Consider the following 25,329-nt stretch of genomic DNA (forward strand, 5'->3'; position numbering starts at 1 on the left):
GCCTCCCGCGAAGCTGAGGGGGATCGGCATCGAGGGTACGAGTACGTCTGGGGCCTTGTTCATAGCGCCCGCAGCCGTCGGTCTGATCCTCGATGAACTCCTCGATCTTGATCTCGGCTGTGCGCCGCACGTCGTCGCCAGGCTCGCTGCCGATCTGAACTCGGACCCGACGACGATCCGTGAGGTCGTCGCGCGGTTGACGCCGACCCAGCGACATGGTCTGGGTCCGCTGCCGGTCCCGTTGCCCTTCGTGCCGGCGATCGCACGGCGATTCGAGGGCGTGCAGCTCGACTCTCGCGATCGGGAGCTGCTGCTGGCCCTCTCGGTGTGCTTGGATGACGCTCTCGATCCGATCCTCGAGTTCGACGGGCGATCAGCCGCAGAGATCGCCGCGGCCGCTGTCGGCACCCGCCTCGTACTGCATGCCGGTCGAGTGCGTTTCGTCGATGCCCGGCTGTCGATCTGGGTGCGGGCGACGGCCTGCGCCGCGGGCATGTCGACGGTTCACGAGCGGCTGAGCGCCATCTTCCGTCGCCGTGGTGATCGGGTGAGCGCTGACTGGCACAGGGCGCGCGCGTCGCTCGAGGGCGATCCGGAGGCTGCGCCCGAACTCACGCACATCGCTCGGCAGCTGACCGAGGCAGGATATCCGGATCGCGCGCTGCTGCTCGCGCGTGAGGCCGCAGAGCACGCGACGGGTGCCGACCTGGATGACGCCTTTCTGGTCGCGGGCGCCTCGGCGGTAGGAGCCGGATTCGCTGCCGAGGCGGCCGCATGGTTGGGAGGTATCTACCCACACGGTGCGGAGAGCTTTCGACTGCGGGGGCTCGGAGCTCTGCTGGTCGCGCAGGCGTGCCTGCAGGGCGCGGTCCCGGAGGTGGATCCGTGTACGCTGCGTCCCGCCACGGACGACCAAGAAGACTGGCGCAACTGGACCAGAGCCGCCGCCCTGGCCGCGGTCATGTGCGCCGAGCGCGGGGATCGCCCCAGGATGCGCTCCTGGCTCGATGCCCTCCGTGATGGTGCCTCCCGGATCGGTGCGGAGCGGGAGCTGAGGGATCCCGTCGTGGCCTTGAGCTGGCTCATCGCGGGGGAGCGTGACATCGATGAGGTGACCGCATCGGGTCCCGTGAGCGGAGGAATGCTCCGTACGTTGCGCGCTGCGATGCGTGGAGACATCGATCAGGCGCTGCGTCAGCTCGCGAACGATGAGTCGGCGATGTCCGGTGAATCCGATCCATTCGTTCCCGGATACGAAAGCAGTCCTGCCGTCCAGGCGTACCGCGCGGTCGTCGAGGTGCTGCTTCTCGTCTGGCGTGGCGATATCGGGCTCGCGCGGGAACGTCTGATCCAAGCTGCGCTCGCGCTGCCGGTCACGATGCCTTTCGCGGGGCTGGGTGTGGTGCTCGCGCGACGCCTCGACCTCGCTGTGCTCGGCGAACTCGGTCCGTTCTCCCGCTCGCTCACGGCCGCGCTCCCGTCAGGGGTGAAGATCGATCTCCTCGTCGACCGTGGCATCCGGTCGTTCCTGGCCGGTGCGTTCGACGATGCCGCGGCGACCGTTCGCCTGTGGTCCGATCTGGGATCGCCGCAGACTGCGATGGCGGTGCCGGGGCTCGATGAGCTCTCGCTCGTTTCGAACGACAGGTCGGCGTCGACGACTTCCATCCAGCCTCCCGACATAGCCCGCGCGCAGCAGCTGAGGGACCGGATCGCTACGGCAGGCGACGGACGATGGCGTTCGGAGCGCGACGACATCCGTGAGGCTGCGCGGACGCTGAACTCACCGTTCGCGCGGGCTCGGGTCGAGACGATGCTCGGCACCCAGTATGCGATCCGCGACGATCACCCGTCGGCGCGGATCCATTTCCAGTACGCGGAGCGGTTGTTCGAGCTCGCGGGTGCGACGGCGTGGGCGCGGGCGATCCGCAGCCGTATCGACCGACTCGATGCGAGAGAGGGGAGTATCGTCCCCACGGTCGATCCACTGGCGGCGTGCCGTTCGGCCTGGTCGCTCCAGCTCACGGCGCGCGAGCTGGAGGTGGCCATGCAGGCGGTCGGCGGCGCGGCGAACCGCGACATCGGCGAGGCTCTGAACGTCTCGGTCCGTACGGTAGAGGTTCACCTCGGTCGGGTGTTCGGCAAGCTCGATGTGCGGAGCCGGGTCGAGCTCACGGTGCTCGCCCACCGGACCAATCAGCACCTCTGAGCCTGAGGTCAGCGGGGCAGCGAGAGGGCCTCGCCATCCGCTTCGGCGAGCCCGTCGGCGATGAGCGAGTCGATCGCGCGATCTCGCTGCCCCGCGTCCGGCCAATCGGGGAGCACCGCGACGAGGGGGATTGCGCTCGGCGACGTGCTGCGCAGCAGGCGCAGAACCGCGCCGCGAGCCTGACGATCCGAGCCCTCGTAGGTGGCCTGGCGTCGGCGCTCGTCACCCGTATCGGGCTTGCCGGCGCCCAGCCACGCGCAACTGCCGACGAGAGGGCACACCTCGCACCGCGGGGCGCGCGAGGTGCACACCGTGGCGCCGAGCTCCATGGCCGCCGCGTTGAACGCTGCCGCTTCTTCCTCGTCATCCGGCAGCAGCGAGGCCATCAGATCGAGGTCCCGGCGCGAAGGCGGCCCGGGCTGGGAGCGGCCGGCCACCGCCCTCGCGAGCACCCTCCTGGTGTTCGTGTCGACGACGGGGTGCCGGTCTCCGTAGGCGAACACCGCGACGGCACGAGCGGTGTAGTCGCCGATGCCGGAGAGCGCGAGCAGGGCGTCCACATCACGCGGAACGACCCCGCCATGCCGGTCGGTGATCTCCGCTGCGGCACGGTGCAGCCAGAGCGCGCGTCGGGGGTACCCCAGGTTGGCCCACTGCTGCACCACCTCGGCCGTGGTCGCCGTGGCCATCGCGGCAGGTGTCGGCCATCGGTCGAGCCATGCATCCAGGTGGGGAATGACCCGCGTGACCGGCGTCTGCTGCAGCATGAACTCGCTCACGAGAACACCCCAGGCGCCGAATTCGTTATGAAACGCAGACCGGCGCCATGGCAGGTCACGGGCGGTCGCTCGATACCATTTCGACAGGCGCGACGTGATGTCGGAGAGGGCCTGCGAATCGGGCATCGCTCAAGCCTACGCGAGCACACATTCGAGACGGGGACACGTTTCCATGAACAGCACACGCACGAGCGCCCTTGTCTTCATCACGCTCTTCGCCATCGGCAGCCTGGTCGGCTGTGCAGGACCGTCGTCGCCCACGTCGACGCCGAGCAGTGGGCTCTCGCCGAGCGCAACACCGACGAGCACTCCCACCCCGGAGCCGGAGGCGCGCGTCGAGGACCCGGCGGACCCCGGCACATGGATCATCGACGGGGCCGGCGTTGGTCCCATAGACGTCGGCGGCGATTTCGCCTCGACACTCGGTGGCCTCACCGGCGCATGGAACAACGACACCGTGAACTGTTCGTGGTCGGCATGGTGGACGGCGGCCGACTCGAGCTACTCCATCTCGTTCGTTCGCGGAACGGAAAGCGATACGGCGCCCATTCGTGAGATCTCCGTATATTCCGCAGCCGAGGTTCCGGCCGCGGTCGCGGGTCCGCTGACCGAGGACGGGCTGGGGGTAGGAGCGACCAAGAGCGAGGTGCTCGCAGCGTATCCCGACGCGCAGGAGGGGACGGCGACGATCGGAAGCGACACCTGGATCATGCTTCCCGGCGACGCCGCGGCGCACGTCTTCTTCGCTTTCCGGGAAAGCAGCGATACAGCCTGGGACGTCACCGTGACGACGGGCACCGAACCCTCGTACGAAGTCTGCGGGTGAGGCTTGCGACCGGCAGAACGCGTCGTCCTCGGTAGGCTGGGGGGATGGTCTCGCCCGGCATCCTTCTCGTCGACAAGCCCTCAGGACTGACCAGTCACGACGTCGTCGCGCGCACGCGCCGTGCGTTCGGCACCCGCAAGGTCGGCCATGCCGGAACGCTCGATCCGATGGCGACCGGACTGCTGGTCATCGGCATCGAGGGGGCGACCAGGCTGCTGACCTACATCGTGGGTGCGGACAAGACCTACGAGGCGACGATCCGTCTCGGTCAGACCACGGGCACCGACGATGCCGAGGGGGAGACCCTCACAACCGCCGCCCCCGAGGCATGGGATGCCGTCACCGATGACGCGGTGTCGGCAGGGATCGCAGCGCTCACGGGCGAGATCTCTCAGGTGCCGAGCGCCGTCTCCGCCATCAAGGTCGATGGGCGCCGCGCCTACGACCGTGTGCGAGCCGGAGAAGAGGTCGTGCTCGCCGCGCGGGACGTCGTCGTCTCCCGGTTCGACCTTCTCGAAAGCCGCAGGGGTGCGAGGTATCTCGACCTCGACGTCATCGTCGACTGCTCCTCCGGAACCTACATCCGCTCGCTCGCCCGCGACCTCGGGGCGGCTCTCGGCGTCGGCGGTCACCTGAGTGCGCTGCGGCGAACCAGGGTCGGCCCGTTCGACGTCGCGGATGCTGTCGGCCTCGATGCGCTCGAGGGCGCGAGCACGCTCACCCCGGCTGAAGCGGCTGGACGCATTCTTCCAGTGCTGGACATGTCGACCGGTGACGCGCGCGACCTCCGCCATGGCAAGCGGCTGGGTGGGCAGGCCACCCGCCTCGAAGGTCCGATGGCTGCGGCGGTCGACCCCGACGGAATCCTGATCGGCATCGTCGAGAAGCGCGGCGTCGACCTCAAGAGCGCCATGAACATGCCGGGGGTCGAACGATGATCCTCTGGTTCACGATCGCTCAGATCGCGATCGCCGTCGCCGCCGGACTCTTCTGCCTCATCGCAGGTCTGAGCGGTCGTCGGCCGAGCGACTTCTCGGTCGGTGCCCTCGCACTGGTCGAGGCTCTGCTGGTGGTTCAGGTGATCGCCGCGATCATCGCGCCGTTGGCAGGCAACCCGCCGACCGGCGACCTGCTCGAGTACTGGGTCTATCTGATCTCGGCCGTGCTCCTGCCCGTCGGCGCCGTGCTGTGGGCGCTCATGGAGCGCAGCCGGTGGAGCACCGTCGTCCTCGGGGTCGCCGCCCTCGCCATCGCGATCATGCTGTGGCGGATGCAGGTCATCTGGTCGGTCCAGATCGCGTGACGTGAGAGGTCGGAGCGGAGTCCGACGCTCTCCCACGGCTCTAGGATGGAATGCGCTATGAGCTCCACCGCCCCCTCCACTCGGATGACCGGAATCGGTCGCGTCCTCGTGATCGTCTACGCCGTCATGGCGCTGGCCGCCACGGGGCGCAGCTTCGTGCAGATCGTTCGTCGGTTCGACGAGGCGCCACTCGCGTACTCGCTCTCCGCACTCGCGGCCGTCGTCTACATCCTCGCCACGCTCGCACTCGTGCTGGCTCGTCGTCGTGGTTGGTACACGGTCGCCTGGGTCGCGATCGTCTTCGAACTCACCGGAGTACTGGTCGTCGGGCTGCTGAGCATCGTGATGCCTGATCTGTTCCAGCACGAGACGGTGTGGTCGTTGTTCGGCCGCGGATACCTGTTCATCCCACTGATCCTCCCGGTGTTCGGAATCTGGTGGCTGCGCACGCATCGGCCGGCCGAGGTCGCGCAGCCGGTCGGGGTCGACGCGTGATCGTCTTCCGCAGCCCGGAGGAGGTGCCCGGCGACTTCGGACCGACCGCGGTCGCGATCGGCAAGTTCGACGGCGTACACGCGGGTCACCGCGCCGTCATCGAGCGACTGCGGCAGGCCGCCACGGCCACCGGCAGCCGATCGGTGGCCGTCACGTTCGACCGCAACCCGCTGGCGGTCATCCGCCCGGACCGGTGCCCCGAGAACGTCGTCACGGTCGACCGCAAGCTCGAGCTCCTCGGCGAGCTCGGTCTCGACGCAACGCTGGTACTGACCTTCGATGAGGAGCTCGCGGCCCGCAGCGCGGAAGACTTCGTGGTCGACATCCTCGTCGGCGCGCTCCAGGTCTCGACGGTCCTCGTGGGCGAGGACTTCCGTTTCGGTCACAGAGGCGCGGGCACCCCGGCGCTCCTGCGCGAACTCGCCCCACGCTACGGCTTCTCGGTCGAGGTCGTCGACGAGGTCTATCTCCCCGGCTCCACGCGACGCGTGTCGTCGAGCTGGATTCGCGAGCTGTTGATGGAGGGCGATGTCGCGGCCGCGGCGAAGGCGCTCGGCCGCCTCCCCGACGTGCGTGGCGAGGTCGTGCACGGGCTCAAGCGCGGACGCGAACTGGGGTTCCCCACCGCGAACCTCTCGACCATCGTCGATGCCTTCGTCCCGGCAGACGGCGTCTACGCGGGATGGCTCGTCGATCACGACACCGGGATCCGACACCCGTCGGCGATCTCGGTCGGCACGAACCCCACCTTCGACGACGTCCTCGTGCGGCAGGTCGAAGCACATGTGCTGGGGGAGACCGGCCTCGATCTGTACGGGCACGATGTCACAGTCGAGTTCGTGGAGCGGCTACGGGGCATGGTCGCCTTCGAGGGCATCGACAAGCTCATGGTGCAGATGGGGGCAGACGTCACGGATGCCGCCCGGGCACTCGGGCTGCCCTCCTAGCGTTTTCCTCGCGCGAAGAAGATTCCTTCGATCCGGATCGGCGGCTCGGCGTGGGCGATATCCTCGAGGCGCGCGCAATGGCATAGAATGGAGACCGGCTCCCGCCGGTCCTCGCGTGTCCCGCGTGCTCCGGTGGGAAGAAGATCCACTGTTCGTACGGTCCTGGCTCACGCCACACGCGAACAACGAGAACGGCCAGCGGCTTCATGATGATCCCGCGGCCTTCACGCTCAGGAGGAGCATGCCGACTACGGCAACCGCCGCCACGCGGCGCAAGAAGACGTCCCGTCGTGACGACGAGGCACCCCTGATCCCGATCCTCGCTCGCAAGGTGCGTGAGATCGAGGCGAAGTCGCAGCGGGGGAAGCTCGGCCCGACGAACAGGGTGAAGTTCCAGGTGATCGCCTTCCTGGTGCGCGAAGAGCGTGCCAGGGTGAAGGCCGATGCCGAGATCGGTGATCCTGCCCGCGCCGAGCTGCTCAAGCGGCTCGACGGCGTGGCCACGATCCTCGCGAAGACGGCCGCGCGCGACACGTCGCTCATCCAGCTGCTCGAGGCGGACCAGGCCACATCGCCTGTGGCGAAGCGCATGCGCCGCGACTGGCTGCTCGAATCCGGTGCGGAACTGGCTCCGGAAGAGCTCATCATCGCGGACGCGGCTCCCGTGCAGATCTCCACGGTTCCTGCCGCGATCGCGGAGCGGCAGGTCACTCCGCCGTCCGTCGAGTCGCGGCAGCTGGCCAACCCGTTCCTCCCACCAGACCTGACACCGCGCTCGACGGTCACCCCCCGTCGTCGCCTCGACGGCTGGGAGCTCATGGGCCCCCTTTACAAAGCCTTCGAGACGGGGGCCGGCGGATCCGCCGCATCGATGGACCTGCCGCCCGCACCGGAGTACGACCACCTTTCGCCCAAGGGCCTCGAGGTCATGGTGCATCAGTCCCGGTTCCTCGAGGCAGTGAAGGCGGGACACCGCAGTTTCCTCCTCGCCGATGAGCCGGGCCTCGGCAAGACGGCCCAGTCCGTGCTCGCCGCCTCCGTCGCAGGGGCCTACCCGCTGCTCGTCGTCGTGCCGAACGTCGTGAAGATGAACTGGGCGCGCGAGGTCGAGCGTTGGACACCGCAGCGTCGCGCGACCGTCATCCAGGGCGACGGCACCGACATCGACGCCTTCGCCGACGTTTTCATCGTGAACTACGAGATCCTCGACCGGCACATGTCGTGGCTCGCTTCGATCGGTCTGCGCGGAATGGTCGTCGACGAGGCGCACTTCATCAAGAACCTCTCGTCGCAGCGTTCGCAGAACGTGCTTTCCCTCGCCGCACAGGTGCGAGAGCGCACTCCGGGACACGATCCCCTGATGCTCGCTCTCACCGGTACGCCGCTGATCAACGACGTCGAGGACTTCGACGCGATCTGGCGGTTCCTCGGCTGGACGACCGGTGAGAAGCCGGGCCCCGAGCTGATGGAGAAGCTCGACGCGACCGGCTTCACGCCTGCGGACAAGGCGTTCTACCCTGAGGCGCGCGATGCCGTGATCTCGATGGGTATCGTCCGACGCAAGAAGAAGGACGTCGCCGCAGACCTCCCCGACAAGCTGATCGCCGATCTTCCGGTGCAGCTCGACGACGAGTTCGGACGCAGCATCCGTCAGGCCGAGCGCGAGCTGGGCGAGCGGCTCGCCGCGCGCTACCGTCGCATCATCGAGGCGCGCGGAGATCGCGGACTCGCTTCCGGCGAGATCGACGAGGACATCGTGCGTCTCGTCGCCCAGAATGAGCTCGAGGAGTCGAAGGCTGCCGGCACCGGGGGAGACAACGTCTTCACCATGGTCCGTCGCATCGGTCAGGCCAAGGCGCCGTTGGCTGCGGACTACGCCGCCCAGCTGCAGCGCTCGGTCGGCAAGGTCGTCTTCTTCGCGAAGCACATCGACGTCATGGACCAGGCCGAGGCGCATTTCGCGGCGGCGGGCATCCGCTCGGTATCGATCCGAGGCGACCAGACCTCCACGACCCGCCAGCAGGCCATCGACGACTTCAACAGCGATCCCGCGGTCGGAATCGCCGTCTGCTCGCTCACTGCGGCAGGTGTCGGCCTCAACCTGCAGGCCGCCTCGAACGTCGTGCTCGCGGAGCTGTCGTGGACCGCGGCCGAGCAGACCCAGGCGATCGACCGCGTGCACCGTATCGGTCAGGATGAGCCGGTCACCGCATGGCGCATCATCGCCGCGCACACGATCGACACCAAGATCGCGGAGCTGATCGATCAGAAGCAGGGGCTCGCGGCGCGGGCTCTCGACGGTGAAGCGGTCGAGGATTCGGCAGCGGAGCCGGTGCAGCTGGCGGCGCTCATGCATCTGCTACGCCAGGCGCTGGGCGCGGCGTAGGCGTCAAGAACCGAGGTTCTTAACGCCCAGATCGGCGCAGTGTCGTGCGAGATCGGGAAGTTCGTCGACATGGGTGATCCGAGTCGTCAAGATCGAGGGTTTTCGTCTGCTTCGAATGGCGCCCGGGTACGCCGGGGCACTAGTGTCGATCGAAGGCAGCGTCGCCTTTCCCCCCATCTCCCGAACGTCTGAAGGCACCAGCATGAAGATCGGCATCCTGACGAGCGGCGGCGACTGCCCCGGCCTCAACGCGGTCATCCGCGGCATCGTGCTCAAGGGCACGACGGCATACGACCTGGAGTTCGTCGGCATCCGCGACGGATGGCGGGGCCTCGTCGACGGCGACTTCATGCCGCTGACCCGCCACGAGGTGAAGGGGCTGTCGAAGGTCGGCGGCACGATTCTCGGCACCAGCCGCACGAACCCGTATGAGGGTGCGCGCGGGGGAGCGGAGAACATCGCCAAGACCCTCTACGGGCACAAGATCGACGGCATCATCGCGATCGGCGGCGAGGGCACTCTCGCCGCGGCAGACCGCCTCGCGAAGGACGGCATCAACGTCATCGGCGTCCCCAAGACGATCGACAACGACCTGCAGGCGACGGACTACTCGTTCGGCTTCGACACTGCAGTGAACATCGCAACGGACGCGATGGATCGACTCCGCACGACCGGCGACTCCCATCAGCGTTGCATGGTGGCCGAGGTCATGGGCCGACACGTCGGCTGGATCGCGCTGCACGCCGGAATGGCTGCCGGCGCGCATGTCATCTGCATCCCCGAGGTGCCGATGTCGATCGGTGACATCACAGAGCTCGTGACCAGCGCCCACGACCGCGGCCGTGCGCCTCTGGTCGTCGTCTCCGAGGGGTTCAAGCTCCTCGGAATGGACGAGGCTTACAGCGACAAGGGTCTCGACGCCTTCAACCGGCCTCGCCTCGGTGGGATCGGCGACCTGTTGGCTCCGGAGATCGAGCGCATCACCGGCATCGAGACACGGGCGACCATCCTCGGGCACATTCAGCGCGGAGGCTCCCCCTCAGCTTTCGACCGGGTTCTCGCGACGCGACTGGGTCTGCACGCAGCAGACGCGATCGTCGACGGCGCGTGGGGCCAGATGGTGGCGATGCAGGGGACCGATATCGTCCGGGTGCCGTTCGCAGACGCGCTCGGCGAGCTGAACACCGTGCCGCGCTACCGCTACGACGAGGCTGCTGCGCTCTTCGGCTGAGCCTGCCGTCTCGCCGTGTTCAGGCGATCACGCTGGATCAGGCGATCTCATGGCGAGACCGCCTGATCCGGCGTGCGGGCTCACGCCGCGCGATCACTCCGCGGCGAGGCCGAGCGTGTCGAGCAGCCAGGCGAGCTCGAAAGCCCGCTCCTTCCAGGAGTTGTAACGTCCGCTCACACCGCCGTGCCCCGCGACCATCTCACACTTGAGGAGCACGTCAGATGCTCCGGCCTCGCGCAGGCGCGCGACCCACTTCGCCGGCTCGACGTACAGGACGCGAGTGTCGTTGAGTGACGTAACTGCGAGGATCCGCGGGTATTCGACGCCGTCGCGCACATTCTCGTATGGGGTGTAGGACTTCATGTAGGCGTAGACATCCGCATCGTGGAGGGGATCGCCCCACTCATCCCACTCGATCACCGTCAACGGCAGCGACGGGTCGAGGATCGTCGTCAGCGCATCCACGAACGGCACGCCGGCGAGGATGCCCGCGAAGAGCTCGGGCGCGAGGTTCGCCACAGCCCCCATCAGCAGGCCTCCCGCGCTGCCGCCCTCGGCCACCATCCGCGACGGCGTCGTCACGCCTGCCGCGACCAGGTGCTCGCCGCAGGAGACGAAGTCCGTGAAGGTGTTGCGCTTGTTGAGGAGCTTGCCGTCCTCGTACCACTGGCGGCCCATCTCGCCGCCACCGCGCACGTGCGCGACGGCGAAGATCACGCCCCGGTCCAACTCGGAGAGGCGAGCGACCGAGAACCCGGGGTCGATCGAGTGCTCGTACGAGCCGTATCCGTACAGGTGCACCGGGCGCGCTTCGGCACCAGGCTCACCGAACGAGCGCTTCCAGACCAGCGAGATCGGGACCTGAACGCCGTCGGACGCGGTCGCCCACTCGCGTCGCTGGTCGTACTCCGCCGGGTCGTAGCCGCCCAGTACGGGAACCTGCTTGCGCAGCACCAGCTCACGGGTCGCGAGGTCGAGGTCGTACACGGTCCCCGGTGTGACGAACGAGGTGTAGCCGAGACGCAAGAACGGGGAGTGCCACTCCGGGTTCCCGCTCACCCCGGCCGAGTACAGCGGCTCAGCGAATGCGATCTCATCGACGGCGTCGGAGGCGTAGTCGAGCAGACCCACGCGCTCCAGCCCTTCGCTGCGGTACTCCACGGTCGCGAAGTCGCGGAACGCGTCCACGCCGAGCAGACGCCTGCCCTGCTCGTGGGCGAGCACCACGTGCCGGTCGCCCTGGGGGTCGGATGCCGACACCGAGACGAGCTCGAAATCGAGCGCCTCGTCGTTGTGCAGCACGAGCAGCCGGTCTTGGCCGTCCACGACCGCATGTTCGATCGAGTACTCGACGCCCTCGCGGCGTGGCCAGACGAGCCGGGGTTCCGCTGTGAGGTCGCCCGTCAAGTCGACGAGGTACTCCTCGCTCGTGATGCTCGAGCCGACGCCGATGACCAGGTATCGGCGGCTGCGGGTGATCCCGGCGCCGAGCCAGAACTTCTCGTCAGGCTCGTGGAAGAGCTTGATGTCGTCCGACACCGCAGTGCCGAGGCGATGCAGCCACAGGGTGTCGGGGCGCCAGGCCTCGTCGCGGGTCGTGTAGATCACCCCGGTGCCGTCCGGGGTGAAGAAGGAGCCGCCCGTGTTCGGGATCTCATCCTCGAGGGTCGTGCCCGTGGCGAGGTCGCGCACGCGGACGGTGTACAGCTCGTCGCCCTCGAAGTCGGTCGACCAGAGCAGCTTCGTCGCATCGTCGGAGGTGTCGAATGCGCCGAGCGAGAAGAACTCGTGTCCTTCCGATTCGATGTTCCCGTCGAGGAGAACGACCTCACCGGGAACCGGGACGCCGGGTTCGAGACGCGGGGGAGTCCAGTCGTCGGGCTCGGCGGCGGCGCGGCAGTGGATGCCGTACTGCGCGCCTTCTTCGGTGCGGCTGTAGTACCACCAGTCGCCACGGCGGGTGGGGACGGAGAGATCTGTCTCCTGCACACGGCCCTTGATCTCCTCGAACAGCCGCTCCCGCAGATCCGCGAGGTGGGCGGTCGCCGCATCGGTGTGGGCGTTCTCCGCCTTGAGGTGGGCTAAGACCTCGTCCGACTCCTTGGCGCGAAGCCACTCGTAGGGATCGTCGAACGTGTCACCGTGGTGGGTGCGGAGTGTCGAGCGTCGGTCGGCGGCAGGAGCGTCAGTCACCGTCTCACGCTATCCCAGGTCGAGTTGACCGGCACGGGGGAGGGTGGGAGGATCTACCGGGGCCGGTTAACGGAAGTCAAACCCACGGTGAACTCTTCGTTCATCACGTCGATCACGTCGGCATCTCCTTCCTCCTCAAACGACCGAAAGCGAACGGTGGAAACCGCAGCCCTCATCGTCGTGCTTGTCATCGCGCTGGCACTCTTCTTCGACTTCACCAACGGCTTTCACGACACGGCGAATGCCATGGCGACGCCGATCGCCACAGGCGCGCTGAAACCCAAGACGGCCGTCCTGCTCGCCGCAGTGCTGAACCTCGTCGGCGCGTTCCTGTCGACCGAGGTCTCAAAGACCATCTCCGGCGGCATCATCCGTGAAGACGCGATCATCTCCGCTGGAGCCGATCTGTTCCTTTCATTGATCTTCGCCGGCCTGATCGGCGCGATCACCTGGAACATGCTGACCTGGCTCCTGGGGCTCCCCTCGAGTTCGTCGCACGCGCTCTTCGGCGGACTCATCGGCGCGACGCTCGTCGGCTCAGGCCTCGGTGGCATCGACTTCGGCATGGTGCTCTCGAAGATCGTGCTCCCCGCCCTGATCGCCCCCGTCACAGCGGGTCTGATCGCCTTCGCAGCGACCAAGATCGCCTACTCCGTCACCCGTCGCTACGACGGCAAGCCCGACGGCCGCGATGGGTTCCGCTGGGGGCAGATCTTCACGTCGTCCCTGGTCGCCCTCGCCCACGGCACCAATGACGCGCAGAAGACCATGGGTGTGATCACGCTCGCGATGATCACGATCGGCTGGCAGTCCGGAGCGCACCACGAGCCCGAGCTCTGGGTCATCATCGCCTGCGCGTTCACGATCGCGCTCGGCACCTACCTCGGCGGCTGGCGCATCATCCGCACCCTCGGCAAGGGGCTGACCGACGTCAAGCCCGCGCAGGGCTTCGCGGCCGAGAGCTCGACGGCGGCGACCATCCTCGCCTCCAGCGCCCTCGGTTTCGCTCTCTCGACGACGCAGGTCGCCTCGGGTTCGGTCATCGGCTCCGGACTCGGTCGCCGCGGCTCCACGGTGCGCTGGCGGACCGCCGGTCGCATCGGCATCGGTTGGCTGCTCACGCTTCCCGCGGCGGGTGGAGTCGGCGCACTCGCCGCTCTGCTGGTCGTCTGGCTCGGCAACTGGGGCGTCGCGATCGATGCGGTCATCGCGGTCCTGATCATCCTCGCCCTCTTCATGCGTTCGCGCCGGAACGCCGTCACCCCCGCGAACGCGATGAGCGACGTCGCCGAGTCGGGGCGGGCCATCGAGCATCCGGACACTCCGCCCCCGACGCGCCGGCAGCAGCGTATCGAGCACGCCAAGGCCGAGGCCAGGGCGCGCGCCGAAGCGCGCGAGAAGGCGAAGGCACAGGCGAAGAAGGACGCCGAGGCCAAGGCGAAGAAGAAGGCTCAGGCGAAGGCCGGTACCGGAGCGTCGAAGTCCGCGGCGCCGTCGAAGAAGTCGGACTCTGACCGGAACGGGGAGTCGAAATGAACGTCGTCATCGACTGGGTCGCGTTCCTGCAGGTGTTCCTGGCGGCGCTCGTCGGCGCCACCGCGATCGTCACCTTCTACTCGCTCGGTCTGCGTCTGCTCGTGCGAAGCGGTCGTGCCCCGGTGGTGAGTCCTGCGGAGTTCACCGATGCCATCACGGTGATCACCGAGAAGCAGCTCAAGCGCGCTGAGAAGCAAGCGGCGAAGGCCGCGCGCAAGAGCCCGTTGACCGAAGGACAGAAGTCGCTCGCGCTCGTCGGAGCCTATGGATGCTTCGCGCTCTGCGCCGCCGCGGTGGTCGGTGGCATCCTGTTCCTCGTCGTCGGCCACTGAGGCGCCGAGGCCGGAAGGTTCCGGTCGTCGAGGTCGGCACCGCCGCATAGGCTGATGCCATGTCTGCAGGAACCGGCGCTTCGTACGTCTTCGGTCGGCACGAACCGGCGTCGCATGTGCTCATCCACGTCAGCGATCCGCACTTCCTCGCCGGGGGAGCGCATCTGGGCGGCCGCTACGACGTCGCGGCGAATTTTGCGCGGACCCTCGAAGCGATCCGCAAGGTCCATCCGCATCCGGCCGCGATAGTCGTCACGGGCGACCTGGCCGATCTGGGTGAGCCCGACGCCTATCAACGACTTCGCGCGGCCGTCGAACCGGTCGCCGAAGAGCTGAGCGCACCGGTCATCTGGGTCGCCGGAAACCACGACGAGCGCCCTGCTCTGCGAGCGGGACTGCTGGGGCTGGACCCGACAGAGGAGCCCGTCACCGGCGTCTGGGACCTCGACGGTCTTCGCCTCATCGCGTTGGACACCAGCGTTCCCGGTTGGCATCACGGAGATCTCGACCAGGGACAACTGTCCTGGCTCGCCGACGTCCTCGCCGAGCCCGCTCCTCACGGCACTCTGCTGGCGATGCACCACCCGCCGGTGCCGAGCCATCTGCCTCTCTTCGACATCCTGGAGCTGCGTCATCAGGACGAGCTCGCCGCCGTCATCCGTGACAGCGATGTCCGGGGCATCCTCGCCGGTCACCTGCACTACTCCTCGCACGGGCTGTTCGCCGGAGTCCCGGTGAGCGTTGCGTCCGCGACCTGTTACACGATGAACGTGGCGCGCCCTTCGGCAGAGGTGAACGGCATGGACGCCGCGCAGGCCTTCCAACTGGTCCACGTGTATCCCGACACGATCACGCACACCGTGGTTCCGGTGACCGATGCCGCGACCGGCGACTACTTCTCGGAAGCATGGCTGGACCGCATGTCGAAGCTCACTCCTGAAGGGCGACTCGAGGCCTTCTCCCGCAAACCCGGACGTTGAGCGGCGTAGACTGGTGGGCATCCCCCACCCCTTTCCACCCGCCACGACCCACGAGGATGTGACATGGCTTCTGCCGCGCCTACCCTGACCCGTACCGAGACCGATTCGCTCGGGAGCATGGAGATTCCCGTCGACGCGTACTGGGGGATCCATACCGCCCGCGCCGACGCGAACTTCCCGATCACGAAGCGACCCATCTCGGTGTATCCCGACCTGGTGGTGGGGCTTGCGATGGTCAAGCAGGCGAGTGCCCGCGCCAACCGCGAGATCGGTGTGCTCGATCCCGAGCGGGCGGACCTGATCGACCGCGCATCGCAGCGCGTGATCGACGGCGAGTTCCACGAGCAGTTCACGGTGGGCGTCATCCAGGGCGGTGCCGGCACCTCGACCAACATGAACGCGAACGAGGTCATCACCAACATCGCGCTCGAGCTCGCCGGCCGCGAGAAGGGCGACTACGCCTTCCTGTCGCCGATCGACCACACCAACCGCAGCCAGTCCACGAACGATGTCTACCCGACCGCGGTGAAGATCGGTCTCTCGCTGACACTGCGCTCGCTGCTCGAGGAACTCGACCTGCTGCGCCTTTCGTTCCTGGGCAAGTCGCGGGAGTTCCATGACGTGCTGAAGGTCGGGCGCACCCAGCTGCAGGATGCCGTGCCCATGACGCTCGGCCAGGAGTTCAACGGCTTCGCCACGACGCTCGGCTACGACCACACGCGCCTCACCGAGAACGCCTCGTTGATGTTCGAGATCAACATGGGCGCCACAGCGATCGGCACGGGCATCACGACGCACGCGGGCTACGCGCCCGCTGTGCTCAAGCACCTGCGTCAGATCACCGAGCTCGATCTGCGCACCGCAGGCGACCTGGTCGAGGCGACCAGCGACACCGGCTCGTTCATGTCGTTCTCCTCGACGCTCAAGCGCAACGCGATGAAGCTGTCGAAGATCTGCAACGACCTGCGTCTTCTCTCCTCCGGACCGCAGGCCGGGTTCGGCGAGATCAACCTTCCCGCGATGCAGGCGGGCTCCAGCATCATGCCCGGCAAGGTCAACCCCGTCATCCCCGAGGTCGTGAACCAGGTCGCGTTCGCCGTCGCCGGTGCCGACATGACGGTCACGATGGCTGCGGAAGCCGGACAGCTGCAGCTGAACGCCTTCGAGCCGGTCATCGCGCACTCGATCTTCCAGTCCATCACCTGGATGCGTCAGGCGATGTGGACCCTGCGCGTCAACTGCGTCGACGGCATCACCGCCAACCGCGATCGCCTCGGTGCGATGGTCGGCGCCTCGGTCGGTGTCATCACGGCCCTGACTCCGTTCATCGGCTACGCGGCGGCCGCGGCGCTCGCGAAGACCGCACTCCTGACCAACCGCAGCGTGGCCGACCTGGTCGTCGAGGCCGGCCTGATGTCGCGCGACGAGGTCGTCAAGCAGCTGTCACCCGCTCGTCTGTCGGGACTCGAGACCATCACGGCGGCGATCCCCGTGATCTCGCCGGAGGATCTCATCGAGATCTGATCGACTCCAAAGAACGAGGGGGATGGATGCCGTGGCATCCATCCCCCTCGTTCTTTGTCTGGCAGTCTCAGTCGGTGATGCGGCAGTGGGTCGTGAGTTCGCCGATGCCGTCGATGCCGACCGTGACGGTCGAGTGATCGCGGAGGAAGATCTGCGGATCGCGAGAGTAGCCTGCGCCTCCCGGGCTGCCGGTCGAGATGAGGGTACCGGGCAGCAGCGTGAGCGACTGCGAGAGATGCGCGATCAGCTTCGCGACCGAGCGCACCATCTGATCGGTGCTGGCGTCCTGCACCGTGTGGCCGTCGACGACGGTCCAGATGTGCAGGTCCTGCGGGTCGGCGACCTCGTCGGCCGTCACCGCGAACGGTCCGGTGGGAGTGAAGCCGTCGAAAGACTTGCAGCGGGACCACTGCGCCTCGGAGAACTGGATGTTCCTGGCGGTGATGTCGTTGACGACGGTGTAGCCCCACACATGGGAGAGGGCATCCGACTCGGTGACGTCTTTCGCAGGGGAGCCGATGAGCACACCGAGCTCGGCTTCGTAGTCGACGGCTTCGCTCAGGCTCCGGGGCCACGAGGTGGTCTGGTCGTGGCCTGTGAGCGAGTTCGGCCACAGCGTGAACACCGTGGGAGCGGCATCCGTCTTCAGCCCGAGCTCGCTCGAGTGTGCGGCGTAGTTGAGGCCGACCGCCAGCACCGCAGGGGGAGTGAGCACTGCGGACGCGTACTCCCAGTCGCCGAGCGGATGCCGCGCGGCGGTGCCGTCGGCCAGGGCGTCGCGCAACCGCTCGAGCGCTGCCTCGCCGCCTTCGATCAGCTGCTGCAGCGTGGCTGGAGCGTCGGTCAGGAGATCAGAGACGAGGATGGCGTCCGAGTCCTGCACCACGGCGAGAACCGCACCAGGGGAGTCAGGACGGCGCAGATGAGCGAACCGCATGCTTCTACGCTACCGGGTGCCGGGCCGTGAGCGGGTGGAGGACTCGGCCATACCCGGGCCCGTACTCTTGTGCCGCATAAGCTTTGGCTATGAGTTTCGGAGGACCACCCCCGTCGCAGCCACCGCCCTATTCGCCGCCACCAGCACAGCCGGTGGGTCGACAGGGCTCTCCCGAGGGGCGGTATGCGGCGCCGGAACCCTCGCTGCCGCAGCAGGGGTACGCGTCTTCGTTGGCGCAGCCGACGCCGTACACGCCGCCGGCTCCCGTCGCTCCGTCGCCGGCCGAGTCGCTGCCCGCGCTGCCGGTACCGACGCGGAAGGGACGCTCGGTCTCGCTCTGGCTCTTCGGATTCCTCGGCTTCCTGCTCCTCGCCCTGATCGGGTACTTCGGATGGGCGCTCGGCGCCGTCGCCTCCGTCGTCGGTCTGGTGCTGGCGCTCATTCCACTCACCGTCGTGTTCCTCGGTGTGCGGATGATCGACCGCTGGGAACCTGAGCCGAAGCGTCTCGTGATCTTCGCGATCGCCTGGGGAGCGGTGGCAGCAGCCGGGCTCTCGCTACTCGTCGATGTCGGGCTGAAGGTCTTGATCGGTCCCACCACCGACGCCTTCTCCGCCGTGGTGCAGGCGCCGATCGTCGAGGAGTTCTGGAAGGGTCTCGGTGTCTTCCTGATCTTCCTGCTCGCTCGACGCGCCTTCGATGGCCCGGTCGACGGTGTCGTCTACGGAGCGCTCGTCGGCGCGGGTTTCGCCTTCACCGAGAACATCCAGTACTTCGCGCTCAGCTTGATCGAGGGCGGGGGAGAGCAGCTGACGGTGACGTTCGGGGTCCGTGCGATCCTCTCGCCGTTCGCGCATGCGATGTTCACGGCGGTGACCGGCTTCGCGATCGGCCTCGTCGCGCGCCGTCACGGGTCGGCGCAGTCGGCACTCGGCGTCGGTCTGCTCGGCTTCGTCGGAGCAGTGCTGCTGCATGCCCTGTGGAACGGCTCCGCCACCTTCGCGGACTTCTTCGGGCTCTACTTCACCCTCCAGGTGCCACTCTTCATCGGTTTCATCCTCGGCATCATCGCGCTGCGCAGAGAAGAGGCCAGGCTCACCAGAGCCCGACTCGAGGACTATGCGGCGGCAGGATGGTTCACGCCGGAGGAGGTCACGATGCTCGCGACTCCCAGCGGTCGCAAGGTGGGCCTCGCATGGGCTGCCGGGCTTCGCGGAGACCGTCGTCCTCTGATGCGAGCGTTCATCAAGGACGCCACCGAGCTCGCTGCAGTCCGACAGCGCGCCATCACCGGTCGCGATCCGATGGCGGTGGAGGATGAGCGTGCGCTGCTGATCCGCACGCGCGCCACCAGGGCTGCGCTGCTGGCCTACTGAGGCGGGTCCTGGCGGAGTACCCTGCTCGGGAGGAAGGCGGTGGAGCATGAGCACATTCGTCGTGGTTCATGGTGGCGGAGACGTGGGCTGGTCCTGGCATCTCGTCGCTGCCGAGCTGAGAGCGCGCGGGCACGTGGTCTTCGCTCCCGACTTGCCCGCCGACGACGACGCGCTCACTCTCGACGACTACGCCGACGCCGTCGTGGCGCACGTCGGTGCAGGATCAGAGGTGGTCGTGGTCGGGCATTCTTTCGGAGCCTTCACGGCGCCACTGGTCGCCGAGCGACTTTCGGCCGATCTCCTCGTCCTGATCGCAGGGATGATCCCGGCACCGGGCGAGCCACCGGAGCGGTGGTGGGCGAACTCCGGATACCTCGCAGCGTCGCAGGCGCAGGCCGCTCTGGATGGTGGGCTGACGGGCAACGACGATCCGTATGTGAGCTTTTACAACGATGTCCCGCGCGACCTGGCCGAAGAGGCGCTGCGACGAGAGCGGGCGCATCCGTCGCAGGCGGCGCTGGAGGGGCCGTGGCCGCTGTCGGAGTGGCCTGCCGTGGCCACGAAGGTCATCGTGTTCAGGGACGATCGCTTCTTCCCTGCGGCCTTCCTCCGCGACCTCGCCCTCGAGCGTCTAGGAGTGCGCGCGGACGAAGTGCCGGGCGGGCATTGCGCGATGTTGAGCCGGCCGGCCGAGATCGCCGAGATGCTCGACGGATACGTCGGCTGACGTCGAGGACCTCGCCCCTGGCAAGACTCAGCGCCCGACGCTGCGGCGATGCCTGCGAGTCTCCCGGGCGCTGAGTTGATCTGTAATCAGGGTGCACCCGACCCGTCGTGAGTGTCAAGAGCTTCTTGTCCGCCGACCACGACCCCGGTGTCGAGGTGTTCGCTGTGAGCAGGTGCGTTCGCGTTGACCGCGCCCGCGATGCTCGGGTTTGATGGAAGCATGACTGATCGCACAAAGCCTGAGTTCGACGCCCCCAGCGGGCCCGCTCCCGCGGAGCTCGTCATCCGCGACATCATCGTGGGTGACGGCGCGGAGGCCCAGCGGGGCGACACCGTGACCGTCCACTACGCCGGCGTCGAGTTCGAGTCCGGCGAGGAGTTCGACTCCTCGTGGGGACGCGGCGAGACCATCCAGTTCCCGCTGGCCGCTCTGGTTCAGGGGTGGCAGGAAGGAATCCCCGGCATGAAGGTCGGCGGTCGCCGCGAGCTCATCGTTCCGCCGCACCTCGCCTACGGTCCGGCCGGGGGAGGACACTTCCTCTCCGGCAAGACGCTGATCTTCATCATCGATCTCATCGCGGTCTGACCCCCGTCTGACCTGCTGCGAGGCGCCTCTCTTCTTCCGAAGAGGGGCGCCTCGTTCTGTGTCGGAAAAGAAACCTTCATTCAGGGGAATATATGCGAGTGAATGTAAGTTGTCACAGGGGTCGCGGTGAACGCGGCCCCTGTCCCTTGCCGCAGCAGCGGCTGAAGTCTCCGGAGGAGAAACTATGACCAGCATCGAGATTCCCGGCTACCGTCCCGGCACCTGGGTACTTGACCCGGCCCACAGTGAGGTCACCTTCAGCGTCCGCCACATGATGATCTCCAAGGTGCGCGGCACCTTCGGCGTCAAGAACGCGACGCTGATCGCTCCCGAGAACCCTCTCGAGACCAAGGTCGAGGCGACCGTCGACGTCACTTCGGTCGACACCAATGACGAGGGCCGCGACGCGCACCTGCGTTCGGCCGACTTCTTCGACACCGAGAACTTCCCCACCATGGAGTTCGTGTCGACAGGCGCACGCGTCAAGGGCGATGACCTGTTCGTCGACGGCGACCTCACGATCCGCGGCATCACCAAGCCGGTGAGCTTCGAGCTCGACTTCGGCGGCTTCGGCACCGACCCGTACGGCAACTACAAGGCCGGTGCTTCCGCCAAGGCCGTGATCAACCGTGAGGACTTCGGTCTCACCTGGAACGCGGCTCTCGAGACCGGTGGCGTTCTCGTCGGCAAGGACATCACGATCAACCTCGACCTGCAGGGCGCTCTGCAGCAGGACTGATCCCGTCAGGCAGTTTCCATGAACCCCGGGCCCGTCAGGGCTCGGGGTTCTCTGCGTCGTAGTCGTGGAACCGGCGGTTGCGGCGGGCGAGCATCGCCACGAGGGCGATCACCAGGACTCCGCCCAGCAGCGGCGGGAACCACAGGCTCGTCAGGGTCGCGAGGGTGCCGGCGTACAGGGCTCCGACGCGCGGGCCCCCGGCCACCACCACGACGAACAGCCCTTGGAGACGGCCCCGCATGGCATCGGGCACTGCTGCCTGCATCATCGTGTTGCGGTAGATCGAACTGACGTTGTCGGAGGCGCCGGACAAAGCCAGCGCGACGCAGGCGGCGATGATCAGTCCGATGTGCGGAGCCGTCTCGCTGGCCGGTGATGAGAAGGCGCCGACGAGCAGCACGATCCCGAACAGCAGGATCGATGCGCCATAGGCCTCGACCGCCCGTGCGATTCCACGACCGTGCCAGCGGTACTGCACCACGCGGCCCGAGAACAGGCTCGACGTGAAGGTGCCGACCGCGACGGCGGCTGTGAGGATGCCGGTCGTGAGCGCTCCGCCGCCGAGGAGCACCGTGCCGAGAGCCGGGAAAAGGACGAGGGGTTGCCCGAAGGTCATCGCGATGATGTCGATGATGTACTGCATCCGGATGTTGCCCGCTTTGCGGAGGAATCGCCAGCCGTCGATGAGCGACTCGAGACCGGGGCGGACCGTCTCTCCCTCCGGCCGCAGCGACGGCAGCGTCCACAGTCCGAGGAACATCGACAGCATCAGCACGACGTCGATCGTGTAGGTCCAGCCGTAGCCCGTGAGCGCGACGAGGAGACCTGCCAGCGCAGGTCCCGCCATCACCGTCAGCCCGAAGGCGACGCCGTTGAGGGCGGATGCCGCGGCCAGCTGTGCCCGCGGGATGAGGCGCGGCACGATCGCGGTGCGCGTCGCCATGCCCACCGAGTTCGCCGCAGAGTTGATGATGCTCAACACGTACAGCCACCAGATGGTCTCCATGCCGGTCCAGGTGAGGGCTGCGAGCAGGGCGGTGGAGGCGAACGTGATCGTCGCCGCGATCAGGGCGACGCGACGTCGATCGAAGGCATCCGCGAGCATGCCGCCGTACAGGCCGGCGAGGATCATCGGCACGAGGCCGGCGACGGCGATCATCGAGACGGCGAAGGTGCTCTGCGTCAGTGCGAACACATGCAGCATCACCGTGACGATGGTGAGCTGACCCCCGATGCCTGCGAGGGTCGAACCGATCCACATCCGGGCGAATGCCGGGCTGGTCTTCAGCGGGGTGAGGTCGATGAGATGACCGCGCCGGGCGCTCACTCGTCGAACTTCTTCTGCACCTTCCGAGCCTAGTTGACGCCAGTGGAGGACCCTCGCCGCCGGTGTCACCCGGGGGAGTCGTCGGCTGGTAGACTTTCGAGGTTGCCGTTCGATCGGCCGCGGATAAAGAGAGCCCACGCATCAGGCGTCGGGCGCCGCGCAACAAGCTGAAAGGGGATCGAATCTATGGCACTGGAAGCAGACGTCAAGAAGGCGATCATCGAAGAGTACGCGACGCACCCCGGTGACACCGGATCCCCCGAGGTGCAGGTCGCAATGCTGACGCAGCGCATCAAGGACCTCACCGAGCACCTCAAGGAGCACAAGCACGACCACCACTCGCGTCGTGGGCTGTTCCTGCTCGTGGGTCAGCGCCGTCGTCTGCTCGGCTACCTCCAGGACATCGACATCGCGCGCTACCGCTCGCTGATCGAGCGTCTCGGACTCCGCCGCTAAGGCACTGCAGACCTGCGTACAATCGCGCAGAACATTCTTGAGAAGGCCGCCCCACGGTGTGGGGCGGCCTTCGTCATGTCTCGGGGTTGAACCTCCTCCCGCTTTCCGATAGGAAAGTAGAACGCTTTCCGTTCGGAAAGTGAAGGAGGTTCGTCGTGAAGCAGAAGCCGATTCCCGGTCAGACTGCTCTCGTGCCGCCCGATGCCGACGTCGCTCGGCAGTACCTGGCCGCGGCGGATGCGGTGATGGAGCGGCGCGACCGCACTGTCGACAGGCGCGCGCTGGCCTGGCTCCAGATCGTCAATGCGGCCGTCACGGCCGGATACCTCGCCACGTTCGCGCTCATCCTGCGTCAGGGGGACGTCGTCGCTTCCCAGGTGGTCCTGTTCACCTTCCTGGTGTGGGGACAGCTGGCGAGCGGGATGGCACAGCGCAGCGGAATGCAGTGGCGCTGGAGCTCCGCGCGATGGCCGCTCCTTCTCGGCGGAGGAGTCGTGCTCGTCGGGGCCGTCATCGTGTTCGGCCTCGTCGCGTTGGACACGAGGCTCCCGGCTGTCGTGGTGCTCATCCCGGCGGGCATGGTCCTACTGGGCAGCGGAGGCTACGGCGTGCTCCAGCTCCTGCGTGCAGCCGGCGATCCGCGACCTCCGCAGCCTTCGCGGATCGCCCTGCCTGTCCCGATCCGGTGGGGGACCGTGCTCGTCGGAGTCGCTCTCGGCGTGCTGACCATGCTCGCGGGAGCGCCGGATGACGCGCTGCGCAGCGTGATCACCCTGCTGGTGATGCTGGTGCTCCTCGCCTGGATCATCGCCTTCAACACCCCCGTGGGGCTCCCCGCCATCGGCGCTTCGTGGCGGTGGCCACATGTCGCGATCTTCTTCCTCGCGGTCGGGATCCCCGTCACGCTCACGGTGGGGGGAGAAGCATTCGGCAGCCAAGGGCTCGCCGGAATCCTCGGTGGCGCCGTCGTGATCGCGCTCTTCACACTGGTGTCCTTCGTCCCGGGACGGGAGAGTCGTGGCTGAGGCGGCGTTCCGGCCGCACCCGCGCACGCAGCTGGACGACAACTTCGCCTCGCCCATCCGGTTCTCGCTCATGGCGGCGCTGGGCGACGGTATGGAACTCGACTTCCAGGCCCTCCGCGAGATCCTCCAGTGCGGCGACTCCCCTCTGAGCAAGGCCATCACGCACCTGCAGGCGGCCGACTACGTGCTCGCGCGCAAGGGTGTCGTCGGCGGTCGCTCGCGCACCTGGGTGCGTTCGACGAAGCCAGGCCGCGATGCCTTCGCGGCCCATCTCCAGGCGCTCCGGGAGATTGTGGCCCTCACCGCCGGGCCACAACTGTGATGCCCGTCAGGCGGTCGCGCCGACGAGGTCTGGGTGGTGGATCGCCGCGACATCGGGGTGCGCACGAAGCCGAGACTTGAGCGCGTTCTCGCCGTAGGTCGCATGGATCGGATTGCCGGGGTCCTCGGTGACTCCGGTCGCTTGATCAGCGAGGTCAGCGGGAAGCTCGATCAGCGGCAGCTGCTGATCGAGCGCGGGGTTGAAGAAGAACGGGATCGAGATGCGCTCCTCTGGTGCTCGTGGTGAGATCACACGGTGGTTCGTGGCCTTGAGGTATCCGCCGGTGGCGTACTCCAGCAGCTCGCCGATGTTGACGACGAAGGCGCCGGACACCGGGGGAGCCGACACCCACTCTCCGTCACGCTCGACCTGGAGTCCGCCCTTGCCGGGCTCGACCCACAGCAGCGTCAGCACACCGGAGTCCTTGTGCGCTCCGACGCCCTGCTGCGGTTCGGGCTCGTCCGTGCCCGGGTATCGCACGATCTTGATCAGGGTCGAAGGATCGCGGAACGGCTCGTCGAAGTAGGTCTCGTCGGCGCCGAGAGTGACAGCCCAGGCGCGCAGGAGCTTGCGGGCGATCTCTGTCAGGCTGTCGTGCCAGTCCGTGACGATTTCCTTCAGCTCCGGTTGTGCTGCAGGCCAGAGATTGGGGCCGGTGAGACGGTTGAAGGCGGGGCCGCCGTCGACGGGTTCGCGCTCGGGGCCGATGTCGATCTGCTCGCGCCAGTCGACCTTCCCCTGGGTGCGTTCTCCACCGATGCGGGTGTAGCCGCGGAAGTGCGGGCTGTTCACGTTCTCGATCGCGAGCTTGTCCGCCTCCGGGAGCGCGAAGAAGTCCAGGGCGGCCTGGTGGAGCCGCGCCTCGAGCTCGGGGGAGATCCCGGTGCCGGTGAGGTAGAAGAAGCCGACGTCGTGTGTCGCCGCCCGGAGTTCATCGCGGAATCGTGCCGCGGCCTCGGGGCCTTCGTCGAGCTGGGAGAGGTCCAGGATGGGGAGCGAGAGTTCAGCCATGGACTGAGGCTACGTCGCGCCGCGGGGGGTGTGATCCTGTGTTGCGCTCCATTACTTCCGGTCCGCGTGTTCAGCGCGCGTTG

General features: G+C 67.4%; 24 protein-coding genes. 19 read left to right on the forward strand and 5 right to left on the reverse strand.

Annotated features, from left to right (window positions below; all coding sequences use genetic code 11):
• Nucleotides 1–55: 55 nt before the first annotated feature.
• Complete coding sequence (locus tag ACIQTX_RS10265) at nt 56–2,209, forward strand: LuxR C-terminal-related transcriptional regulator (protein WP_402971864.1); 2,154 nt, start codon at nt 56–58, stop codon at nt 2,207–2,209.
• Between the two features lie 8 nt (nt 2,210–2,217).
• On the opposite strand, the gene ACIQTX_RS10270 is transcribed toward ACIQTX_RS10265, so the two are convergent.
• Entirely contained in the window at nt 2,218–3,114 is an 897-nt protein-coding gene (locus tag ACIQTX_RS10270; RefSeq protein WP_402971866.1) for an A/G-specific adenine glycosylase, read from the reverse strand.
• Nucleotides 3,115–3,160: 46 nt separating this feature from the next.
• Between ACIQTX_RS10270 and ACIQTX_RS10275 the strand changes: the two genes are divergently transcribed.
• From ACIQTX_RS10275 to ACIQTX_RS10305, 7 genes are all read left to right on the forward strand, one after another.
• Nucleotides 3,161–3,814, forward strand: coding sequence for a hypothetical protein (locus ACIQTX_RS10275; RefSeq protein ID WP_402971868.1), 654 nt, complete (start codon nt 3,161–3,163; stop codon nt 3,812–3,814).
• A 44-nt stretch (nt 3,815–3,858) separates the two neighbouring features.
• Nucleotides 3,859–4,752, forward strand: a complete 894-nt coding sequence (truB, locus tag ACIQTX_RS10280; RefSeq protein ID WP_402971870.1) for a tRNA pseudouridine(55) synthase TruB — start codon at nt 3,859–3,861, stop codon at nt 4,750–4,752.
• Entirely contained in the window at nt 4,749–5,117 is a 369-nt protein-coding gene (locus ACIQTX_RS10285) for a hypothetical protein (protein ID WP_402971872.1), read from the forward strand. Before truB ends, ACIQTX_RS10285 begins: the two co-directional genes overlap by 4 nt.
• Nucleotides 5,118–5,174: 57 nt before the next feature.
• On the forward strand, nt 5,175–5,612 hold the full coding sequence (locus ACIQTX_RS10290) for a hypothetical protein (RefSeq protein WP_036274395.1): 438 nt from the start codon (nt 5,175–5,177) through the stop codon (nt 5,610–5,612).
• Nucleotides 5,609–6,559: a bifunctional riboflavin kinase/FAD synthetase gene (locus ACIQTX_RS10295; protein ID WP_402971874.1), complete on the forward strand. Its 951-nt coding sequence runs from the start codon at nt 5,609–5,611 to the stop codon at nt 6,557–6,559. The genes ACIQTX_RS10290 and ACIQTX_RS10295 overlap by 4 nt, the downstream gene beginning before the upstream one ends.
• 241 nt (nt 6,560–6,800) lie before the next feature.
• On the forward strand, nt 6,801–8,945 hold the full coding sequence (locus ACIQTX_RS10300) for a DEAD/DEAH box helicase (protein ID WP_028502849.1): 2,145 nt from the start codon (nt 6,801–6,803) through the stop codon (nt 8,943–8,945).
• A gap of 202 nt (nt 8,946–9,147) precedes the next feature.
• Nucleotides 9,148–10,176, forward strand: a complete 1,029-nt coding sequence (locus ACIQTX_RS10305) for a 6-phosphofructokinase (RefSeq protein WP_028502848.1) — start codon at nt 9,148–9,150, stop codon at nt 10,174–10,176.
• Nucleotides 10,177–10,269: 93 nt separating this feature from the next.
• On the opposite strand, the gene ACIQTX_RS10310 is transcribed toward ACIQTX_RS10305, so the two are convergent.
• Nucleotides 10,270–12,369: a S9 family peptidase gene (locus ACIQTX_RS10310; RefSeq protein WP_402971877.1), complete on the reverse strand. Its 2,100-nt coding sequence runs from the start codon at nt 12,367–12,369 to the stop codon at nt 10,270–10,272.
• Nucleotides 12,370–12,525: 156 nt separating this feature from the next.
• On the opposite strand from ACIQTX_RS10310, the gene ACIQTX_RS10315 reads away from it, so the two are divergent.
• From ACIQTX_RS10315 to ACIQTX_RS10330, 4 genes are all read left to right on the forward strand, one after another.
• A complete protein-coding gene (locus ACIQTX_RS10315) occupies nt 12,526–13,905 on the forward strand; it encodes an anion permease (protein ID WP_402971879.1) in 1,380 nt (459 codons plus the stop codon).
• Nucleotides 13,902–14,237, forward strand: coding sequence for a peptidase (locus tag ACIQTX_RS10320; RefSeq protein WP_402971881.1), 336 nt, complete (start codon nt 13,902–13,904; stop codon nt 14,235–14,237). The genes ACIQTX_RS10315 and ACIQTX_RS10320 overlap by 4 nt, the downstream gene beginning before the upstream one ends.
• 59 nt (nt 14,238–14,296) lie before the next feature.
• The gene (locus ACIQTX_RS10325) at nt 14,297–15,217 is read left to right on the forward strand and encodes a phosphodiesterase (RefSeq protein WP_402971883.1); all 921 of its coding nucleotides are present in this window, start codon (nt 14,297–14,299) and stop codon (nt 15,215–15,217) included.
• A gap of 63 nt (nt 15,218–15,280) precedes the next feature.
• A complete protein-coding gene (locus ACIQTX_RS10330; protein ID WP_402971885.1) occupies nt 15,281–16,741 on the forward strand; it encodes an aspartate ammonia-lyase in 1,461 nt (486 codons plus the stop codon).
• Nucleotides 16,742–16,808: 67 nt separating this feature from the next.
• On the opposite strand, the gene ACIQTX_RS10335 is transcribed toward ACIQTX_RS10330, so the two are convergent.
• Nucleotides 16,809–17,678: a fumarylacetoacetate hydrolase family protein gene (locus ACIQTX_RS10335; RefSeq protein ID WP_402971887.1), complete on the reverse strand. Its 870-nt coding sequence runs from the start codon at nt 17,676–17,678 to the stop codon at nt 16,809–16,811.
• A gap of 230 nt (nt 17,679–17,908) precedes the next feature.
• Between ACIQTX_RS10335 and ACIQTX_RS10340 the strand changes: the two genes are divergently transcribed.
• The 4 genes from ACIQTX_RS10340 to ACIQTX_RS10355 all read left to right on the forward strand — a co-directional run bounded on the left by ACIQTX_RS10340 (nt 17,909) and on the right by ACIQTX_RS10355 (nt 21,105).
• Nucleotides 17,909–19,054, forward strand: a complete 1,146-nt coding sequence (locus ACIQTX_RS10340) for a PrsW family glutamic-type intramembrane protease (protein ID WP_028502841.1) — start codon at nt 17,909–17,911, stop codon at nt 19,052–19,054.
• A 46-nt stretch (nt 19,055–19,100) separates the two neighbouring features.
• Nucleotides 19,101–19,781 carry an alpha/beta hydrolase gene (locus ACIQTX_RS10345; protein ID WP_402971889.1) on the forward strand — a complete coding sequence of 227 codons (681 nt, stop codon included), beginning with the start codon at nt 19,101–19,103 and terminating at the stop codon, nt 19,779–19,781.
• A 219-nt stretch (nt 19,782–20,000) separates the two neighbouring features.
• Nucleotides 20,001–20,366, forward strand: coding sequence for an FKBP-type peptidyl-prolyl cis-trans isomerase (locus ACIQTX_RS10350; protein ID WP_028502839.1), 366 nt, complete (start codon nt 20,001–20,003; stop codon nt 20,364–20,366).
• 184 nt (nt 20,367–20,550) lie between these two features.
• On the forward strand, nt 20,551–21,105 hold the full coding sequence (locus tag ACIQTX_RS10355) for a YceI family protein (protein WP_028502838.1): 555 nt from the start codon (nt 20,551–20,553) through the stop codon (nt 21,103–21,105).
• Between the two features lie 34 nt (nt 21,106–21,139).
• Here the strand turns inward: ACIQTX_RS10355 and ACIQTX_RS10360 are convergent, their stop codons facing one another.
• Nucleotides 21,140–22,432, reverse strand: coding sequence for an MFS transporter (locus ACIQTX_RS10360; RefSeq protein ID WP_402971892.1), 1,293 nt, complete (start codon nt 22,430–22,432; stop codon nt 21,140–21,142).
• A 186-nt stretch (nt 22,433–22,618) separates the two neighbouring features.
• Here ACIQTX_RS10360 and rpsO point away from each other — a divergent pair, with 186 nt between their 5' ends.
• The 3 genes from rpsO to ACIQTX_RS10375 all read left to right on the forward strand — a co-directional run bounded on the left by rpsO (nt 22,619) and on the right by ACIQTX_RS10375 (nt 24,235).
• Complete coding sequence (gene rpsO, locus ACIQTX_RS10365; RefSeq protein ID WP_017830938.1) at nt 22,619–22,888, forward strand: 30S ribosomal protein S15; 270 nt, start codon at nt 22,619–22,621, stop codon at nt 22,886–22,888.
• A 155-nt stretch (nt 22,889–23,043) separates the two neighbouring features.
• Nucleotides 23,044–23,913 carry a hypothetical protein gene (locus ACIQTX_RS10370; RefSeq protein WP_402971894.1) on the forward strand — a complete coding sequence of 290 codons (870 nt, stop codon included), beginning with the start codon at nt 23,044–23,046 and terminating at the stop codon, nt 23,911–23,913.
• Nucleotides 23,906–24,235, forward strand: coding sequence for a transcriptional regulator (locus ACIQTX_RS10375; protein ID WP_028502835.1), 330 nt, complete (start codon nt 23,906–23,908; stop codon nt 24,233–24,235). The genes ACIQTX_RS10370 and ACIQTX_RS10375 overlap by 8 nt, the downstream gene beginning before the upstream one ends.
• A 6-nt stretch (nt 24,236–24,241) precedes the next feature.
• Here ACIQTX_RS10375 and ACIQTX_RS10380 read toward each other — a convergent pair whose 3' ends face one another.
• Nucleotides 24,242–25,246: an isopenicillin N synthase family dioxygenase gene (locus ACIQTX_RS10380; RefSeq protein WP_402971896.1), complete on the reverse strand. Its 1,005-nt coding sequence runs from the start codon at nt 25,244–25,246 to the stop codon at nt 24,242–24,244.
• Between the last annotated feature and the right edge of the window lie 83 nt (nt 25,247–25,329).

The sequence above is a fragment of the Microbacterium sp. NPDC090281 genome (assembly GCF_044769635.1).
Lineage (GTDB): Bacteria > Actinomycetota > Actinomycetes > Actinomycetales > Microbacteriaceae > Microbacterium.